This is a genomic window from Pseudoxanthomonas sp. LjRoot204_2 (genome assembly GCF_056175765.1).
This window is the reverse complement of record NZ_JBGFFG010000172.1, coordinates 1-6,977: the sequence shown is the minus strand read 5'-3', so window position 1 is coordinate 6,977 and position 6,977 is coordinate 1. Positions and strand designations below refer to the sequence as shown.

The window sequence follows — 6,977 nt, the reverse complement described above, 5'->3', positions numbered from 1 at the left end:
CCCTGCGACTTCAGGCGGACGAGATCGTCCTGCGATGGCTGGCCACCCGTGTGCAGGCCGGGCTGCGGCTGGGTGAAGTCGCGGGCATGGGCGGCGAGCGACAAGCAGCCCGCCAGGAGGAGGAACAGCAAAGAAGCGAAGCGGATCATCGTGGGCTCCTCAGTGGCGGCCGATACGGGCCTGCAGCAGCGTGCGCAGTTCGTACTTGTCGGTTTCGTCCAGGCCCTGGCTGCGCTGCTTGGCCTGCAGTTCCTCGAGTCGTTGCTGCAGCATCTGTTTTTCCAGTTGCACGGCGGCGTCGAGGAGTTCCTGGCGCCAGCTGTCCTCGTCGCCGGGCAGGTCCTGCATCGCGAGCTTCTGCAGGGCGGCGGCCTCGTCGCGTTCCGCGAAGTGCTCAAGCAGCACACCGGTGGTGATGTCGGGGCGTGCATGCACCAGGTCGATCAGTTCCAGCAACAGGTCCATGCCCGCCAGGCGCAATGCGGAAAAACCGTGCGTCGACTCGATGGACAACGCCAGCGCGGGCTTGTGCAGCAGGCGCACGATGATGCTGCGGACGAGGCTCGGTTTGGTGTGCCCCGCCTGCGTGGGTACCGCGCGACGTGACGTTGGCGGGGCTGAGGCGACCGGCGTACCTGCGCTGCCGGCGCCGACACCGGTGATCTCGGTCAGGCGCTGGCGCATCAGGTCGCCGAACGCGCCGTCGGGAATCTGCGCCAGCAACGGGCGCGCGCGCTCGGCCAGGCGTGCCTTGCCGTCGAGCGTGGACAGTTTGATGTCCTTGGCCAGTTCGTCGAAGAAGAACTGCGACAGCGGCGTCGCCTGCTGCAGGCGCGCATCGAAACCGGCCGCGCCTTCCTGCCGCACGATGGTGTCGGGGTCCTCGCCATCGGGCAGGAACAGGAAGAACGCCTGGCGCCCGTCCTTCATGCGCGGCAGCACCGATTCCAGCGCGCGCCACGCGGCACGCTGGCCCGCGGCGTCGCCGTCGAAACAGAAGTACACATCGGGTGCATTGCGGAACAGCAGCTCGGCGTGTTCCGGCGTGGTCGCGGTGCCCAGGGTGGCGACAGCTTCCTTCACCCCGAACTGGAACAGCGAGACCACGTCCATGTAGCCCTCGACCACCACCAGGCGCGCGATCTTCTGGTTGGCCTGCTTCACCTGCCACAGGCCGTATAGCTCGCGGCCCTTGTGGAACAGCGCGGTCTCGGGTGAGTTGAGGTACTTGGGGCCGTCGTCCTTCTGCAGCACGCGACCGCCAAAGGCGATCACGCGCCCGCGTCGGTCGTGGATCGGGAACATCACCCGGTCGCGGAACTTGTCGTAGACGTGGCCGCGGTCGTTCTTCGAGAACAGGCCGGCGCGATCGAGCAGCTTCATCCGGCGATCGTCGGTGCCCAGCGCGTCCTTCAGCGCCGAATAGCCGTCCGGCGCATAGCCGATCATGAACTGCGTGCGGATCGCCGCATCCACGCCGCGGCCGTCGAGATAGGACCTCGCCTTGTCGCTGCCCTCCAGATTGCGCTGGAAGAAGCGCGCGGCCGCTTCCAGCGCATTGAACAGGTCGCGGGTGTCGTTGTTCTCGTTGCGCTGCTGGGTCTCGCGAGGCACTTCCATGCCGTTGCGGCGCGCCAGCTCCTCCACCGCGTCGAGGAACTCGAGGCGGTCGTAGTTCATCAGGAACGACAGCGCCGTTCCGTGCGCGCCGCAGCCGAAGCAGTGGTAGAACTGCTTCGTCGGCGAGACCGTGAACGACGGCGAGCGCTCATCGTGGAATGGGCAGCAGGCCGAATATTCCTTGCCCTGGCGCTTCAGCGGGACGCGCGCGCCCACCACCTCGACGATATCCGTCCGGGCGAGCAGTTCGTCGATGAAGGCGTCGGGGATGCGGGCCATGCGGGGCATAGGATGCCACGCCGGGCTGGCGAGCCGCCGCGCTACCATGCGCCCATGCCGCTCGAGACGATTCCAGACGACGCCCTGCTGGCGCGATTGCGCGAGGTTGTCGGCCGCAGGCACGTGCTGACGGGCGCCCGCGCGACACGCCGCTACCGCAAGGGCTACCGGTTCGGCGACGGCCCCGTGCTGGCGGTGGCGTGCCCGGGCACGCTGCTGGAGCTGTGGCGGGTACTGCAGGCGACCGTGGATGCGGGACGCATCGTGCTGATGCAGGCGGCGAACACCGGCCTGACCGGCGGTTCGACGCCCGATGGCGAAGGTTACGACCGGAGCATCGTGCTGATCAGCACGCGGCGCCTCACCGGCGTGCAGCTGCTGGAGGGAGGACGCCAGGTCGTCTGCCTGCCGGGCGCTACGCTGGATGTGCTGGAGAAGACGCTGGCGCCGCTCGGGCGGGAGCCGCATTCGGTGATCGGCTCCTCGTGCATCGGTGCCTCCGTGCTCGGTGGCGTCTGCAACAACTCCGGCGGCGCACTGGTGCGGCGCGGACCTGCGTACACCGAGCTGGCGCTGTACGCGCAGCGGGGCGACGACGGAGTGCTGCGGCTGGTGAACCATCTCGGCATCGCGCTGGGCGAGACACCGGAAGAGATCCTGTCGCGGCTGCAGGCCGGGGACTACGGTGCCGATGCCATCGTCCACGATCCGGCGCAGGCCGCATCGGACCCCTGCTATGCCGACCACGTCCGCGAGGTCGACGCACCCACGCCCGCCCGCTACAACGCGGACCCTTCGCGCCTGCACGAGGCCTCGGGCTGTGCGGGGCGGCTGGCGGTGTTTGCGGTGCGGCTGGATACGTTCGAACGGGACGATGCGTCGGTGTTCTACATCGGCAGCAACGACCCGGACGACCTCACCGAGGTGCGCCGTCATCTGCTGACCGCCTTCGAGCGCCTGCCGATCGCCGGCGAATACTTGCACCGCGACGCCTTCGACATCGGCGACCGCTATGGCAAGGACACCTTCCTACTGATCGACCGGTTCGGGACCGGCAAGGTGCCTGCGGCGTTCGCACTGAAGAGCCGCGTGGACGGAGTGTGCGAACGGTTCGGCATGCACGGGCTGGCGGATCGCGCGCTGCAATGGTTCACCGCGAAGCTGCCTGACCACCTGCCACCGCGGCTGCGCGCGTACCGCGACCGCTACGAGCACCACCTGCTGCTGAAGGTGTCGACGCGGGATGCAGAAGCGACACGCGCGTTCCTGCACGGGTTCTTCGGTGGCCGCGAGGGGGATTTCTTCGCCTGCGATGCGGAGGAGGGCCGCAAGGCGTTCCTGCTGCGCTTCGCGGTGGCCGGGGCGGCGGTGCGCTATCGCGCGGTGCATGCGGCCGAGGTCGAGGACATCGTCGCACTGGACATCGCCCTGCGCCGCGACGACCGCGCCTGGGTGGAGACACTGCCGGCGGCGCTGGCCACGACGATGGTCGCGCGGCTCTACTACGGGCACTTCTTCTGCCACGTGTTCCACCAGGACTACATCGTGCGGAAGGGCGTCGATCCGCTGGCGGTGGAACACCGCCTGTGGGACCTGCTCGATGCGCGCGGCGCCGAGTACCCCGCCGAACACAACGTCGGCCACCTGTACCGTGCCAAGCCGGCGTTGGCCGACTTCTACCGCATGCTGGATCCCACGAATACCTTCAATCCCGGCATCGGCCAGACCAGCAGGCAGGCGGACTGGAAGGAGTGAGTGGAGAGGAGTGAGAAGGGAGCGAACGCCGCCTTGCACTCACTTCTCACTCCTTTCCGCTAGCTTCTGCACGCTTCCGCTCATCGATCACTGCCGTGATCAATGCGCCTACGAAGAACACCACGCTGGCGTAGTAGATCCACACCAGCAACAGCACGAGCGCTCCMATCGAACCGTAGGCGCTGCCCGGCGCCGCTTCGGCCAGGTACAGCCCGATCAGGTAGCGGCCGGCGGCGAACAACAGCGCGGTGATGGCGCCACCCAGGAAGGCCTGCTTCCATGCCACGCGCCGGTCCGGCAGGTAGTGGTAGAAGAAGGCGAACGCGAGCGTGTACAGCAGCAGCGTGGTYGTATAGCCCAGTGCAGGCAGCAGCGATGGCAGTCGCGCGAACACCACCTGTAGCGCCGTCGTGGCGACCATCGAGACGACCAGCAGGAAGCCGATGGCCAGCACCACGCCGAGCGAGAAAACGCGTTTCTTGAGCCAGGCTAGCGCGCCGTTGAGCCGTTGCGCATCGGTGCGGAAGATCAGGTTGAGCGCGCCCTGCAACTGCGCGAACACCACGGTGGCGCCGATGAAGAGCAGGGCCGTACTCCACCATCCCGCCAGCGAACCGACATCCGGCCGGTCGCTGGCGTTGCGGATCACCGTTTCGGCCACGGTACCGGCGCTGGGGCCAGCGAGCTGCTGGATCTGGTCGAGCAGCGATTGCTGCGCCGGTGGATACAGCGAAGCGGTCAGCCAAAGCAGCAGGATAAGCAGCGGCGCCAGCGACAGCAGCGCGTAGAACGAAAGCGACGCGGCCTGCGTCATCAGGTCGGCTTCGATGAAGCGCCGCACCAGCGCGGCGGGCAGACTGCGGTTGGCACGTTCACCGACGGTGCGTGCTCGTGCGCGCAGCGTGCGGAAGGGGGCTGGATGTTCCATGTGCCGAGCGTGGCGCGCGGCGTGTCAGCAGTTCGTTATGGCGGCGTGGCCCTGATGTTCACGCGTCGCGGCGTGCGAGTGCCGACAAGGCATCGCCGGTCACCCGCTGCACGGTCCATTCGTCCAGGCCCACCGCGCCGAGGCTGCGATACAGGCGGATGGCGGGCTCGTTCCAGTCCAGCACCGACCATTCGAAACGCCCGCAACCACGCGCCACCGCCAGCTGCGCCAGATGCACCATCAACCGCCTGCCCAGGCCCATCCCGCGGTAGGGCGGCAGCACGAACAGATCCTCGAGGTACAACCCGGGCCGGCCCAGGAAGGTCGAGAACGAGTGGAAGAAGAGGGCGAAGCCCGCAGGCATGCCATCGACCTCGGCGATCACGACTTCCGCGGCGGGGCGTTCGCCGAACAGGTGCGCTTCCAGCAGGGCCGGCGTGGCGACGGCTTCGTGGGCGAGCTTTTCGTACTCGGCGAGGCCGTGGATGAAGTCCAGGATCTGCGGTATGTCCGCCCGGGTCGCGGGTCGCAGGTTGATCTCAGGACTGCTCATGCCGCGATTGTACGGCGTGGTGCGTAGAGCGGAGCTTGCTCCGCTGCTTTCGACCGGCCATGACGTCGTCGGTGACGTGCGGAGCCGAGTCGAGCCGAGCAAGCTCGGCTCTACGAGAACGCCACGATCTGGTGCATAGCGTGCGTCACGCGCGCGAACGCGAACTGCATTCAGCCCGCGAGCTTCTTCTTGATCAGGGCAGACACCTGGCCCATGTCGGCCTGGCCGGCGAGGCGCGGCTTCAGCACGCCCATCAGCTTGCCCATGTCGGCCGGGCCGGTGGCGCCCGTCTCGGCGACGGCGGCATCAATGGCGGCCAGGATCTCGGCTTCACCCAGCTTGGCCGGCAGGTAGGTATCGATCACGGCCAGCTCGGCGCGCTCGATCGCGGCCAGGTCCTCGCGGTTGGCGGCCTCGAACTGGCTGACCGAGTCCTTGCGCTGCTTGACCATCTTTTCCAGCACGGCCAGCACGGCGGCGTCGTCCAGCTCGATCCGCTCGTCCACTTCGCGCTGCTTGATGGCGGCGTTGATCAGGCGGATGACCGCCAGGCGGTCCTTCTCGCCGGCCTTCATGGCGGCCTTCATGTCATCGGTGAGCTGCTGTTTCAGGGACATGGTGTGCTCCGGGGGAACGGGGGAGGGGCGTGGCACGCTGTCGTGAGACGCCAAAAACACAAAAAGCCGGCGACGCTCGCGCGTGCCGGCTTCTTGCGAAGCGACGCGGCTCAGTACAGGCGCTGGCGCTTGGTGACGTCGCGCGAGCTGCGACGCAGCTGACGCTTCACCGCAGCAGCGGCCTTGCGCTTGCGCTCCTGGGTCGGCTTCTCGTAGAACTCGCGCTTGCGGGTTTCAGCCAGGACGCCGGCCTTCTCGCAGGTGCGCTTGAAGCGACGCAGCGCAAACTCAAACGGCTCGTTTTCGCGGACTTTGACGCTGGGCATACGTAATCTCGGTGGTGTAAACGGTCCGGGCACGCCCGGTGAGCCGCGTATTATAGCGGCTGACTCCGGCGCTGCAACCCACCCGGCGTGTCGCCGGCTTGTCCCCGCCCTCCAGCAACCCCAGATCCCCCTCATGAAAGTCCTCGGCATCGAAACCAGCTGCGATGAAACCGGCGTGGCCGTCTACGACACCGGCCTGTCCGGCGCGGCCGGGCTGCGCGCGCATGCGGTCTACAGCCAGATCGCCCTGCACGCCGAATACGGCGGCGTGGTGCCGGAACTGGCCAGTCGCGACCACGTGCGCAAGCTGCTGCCGTTGATCCGCCAGACCTTGGCCGAGGCCGGCCTGGCCACCGGCGATCTGGACGGCGTGGCCTACACGGCCGGCCCGGGGCTGGTCGGCGCCCTGCTGGTCGGGGCCGGCGTGGCCCGTTCCCTGGCGTGGGCGCTGGACGTGCCCGCCGTGGCCGTCCACCACATGGAGGGCCACTTGCTGGCGCCGCTGATGGAAGACGACCCGCCCGATGCGCCCTTCGTGGCCCTGCTGGTGTCCGGCGGTCACACCCAGCTGGTGGCGGTGGACGCCATCGGCCGCTACCGCCTGCTGGGCGAAACCCTCGACGACGCGGCCGGCGAAGCCTTCGACAAGACCGCCAAGATGATGGGCCTGCCGTACCCGGGCGGTCCGCAACTGGCCGCCCTGGCGGAAAAGGGCACGCCGGGCCGCTTCAGGTTCGCGCGTCCGATGACCGACCGGCCGGGGCTGGACTTCAGCTTCTCCGGCCTGAAGACGCAGGTGCTGCTGGCCTGGCGCGACAGCGACCAGGCGGAACAGACCCGGGCCGACATCGCGCGCGGGTTCGAGGATGCCGTGGTCGACACGCTGGCCATCAAGTGCG

7 protein-coding genes are annotated in these 6,977 nt (G+C 68.1%); 2 read left to right on the top strand and 5 right to left on the bottom strand.

Annotated elements, in window-relative coordinates; all coding sequences use genetic code 11:
* Positions 1 to 159: 159 nt before the first annotated feature.
* Positions 160 to 1,899: a DNA primase gene (dnaG, locus tag AC04L7_RS09725; protein ID WP_435996079.1), complete on the bottom strand. Its 1,740-nt coding sequence runs from the start codon at positions 1,897 to 1,899 to the stop codon at positions 160 to 162.
* 54 nt (positions 1,900 to 1,953) lie between these two features.
* On the opposite strand from dnaG, the gene dld reads away from it, so the two are divergent.
* Positions 1,954 to 3,654: a D-lactate dehydrogenase gene (gene dld, locus AC04L7_RS09720; protein ID WP_435996081.1), complete on the top strand. Its 1,701-nt coding sequence runs from the start codon at positions 1,954 to 1,956 to the stop codon at positions 3,652 to 3,654.
* Between the two features lie 46 nt (positions 3,655 to 3,700).
* On the opposite strand, the gene AC04L7_RS09715 is transcribed toward dld, so the two are convergent.
* The 4 genes from AC04L7_RS09715 to rpsU all read right to left on the bottom strand — a co-directional run bounded on the left by AC04L7_RS09715 (position 3,701) and on the right by rpsU (position 6,078).
* On the bottom strand, positions 3,701 to 4,582 hold the full coding sequence (locus AC04L7_RS09715; RefSeq protein ID WP_475512908.1) for a YihY/virulence factor BrkB family protein: 882 nt from the start codon (positions 4,580 to 4,582) through the stop codon (positions 3,701 to 3,703).
* A 58-nt stretch (positions 4,583 to 4,640) separates the two neighbouring features.
* Complete coding sequence (locus tag AC04L7_RS09710) at positions 4,641 to 5,135, bottom strand: GNAT family N-acetyltransferase (RefSeq protein ID WP_296281351.1); 495 nt, start codon at positions 5,133 to 5,135, stop codon at positions 4,641 to 4,643.
* Positions 5,136 to 5,305: 170 nt separating this feature from the next.
* Positions 5,306 to 5,752 carry a GatB/YqeY domain-containing protein gene (locus AC04L7_RS09705; protein ID WP_192274276.1) on the bottom strand — a complete coding sequence of 149 codons (447 nt, stop codon included), beginning with the start codon at positions 5,750 to 5,752 and terminating at the stop codon, positions 5,306 to 5,308.
* Positions 5,753 to 5,862: 110 nt separating this feature from the next.
* Entirely contained in the window at positions 5,863 to 6,078 is a 216-nt protein-coding gene (gene rpsU / locus AC04L7_RS09700; protein WP_002808376.1) for a 30S ribosomal protein S21, read from the bottom strand.
* Positions 6,079 to 6,211: 133 nt separating this feature from the next.
* Here rpsU and tsaD point away from each other — a divergent pair.
* Positions 6,212 to 6,977, top strand: a 766-nt coding sequence (gene tsaD / locus AC04L7_RS09695; RefSeq protein ID WP_475512907.1) for a tRNA (adenosine(37)-N6)-threonylcarbamoyltransferase complex transferase subunit TsaD, incomplete at its 3' end; no start/stop codon positions are given.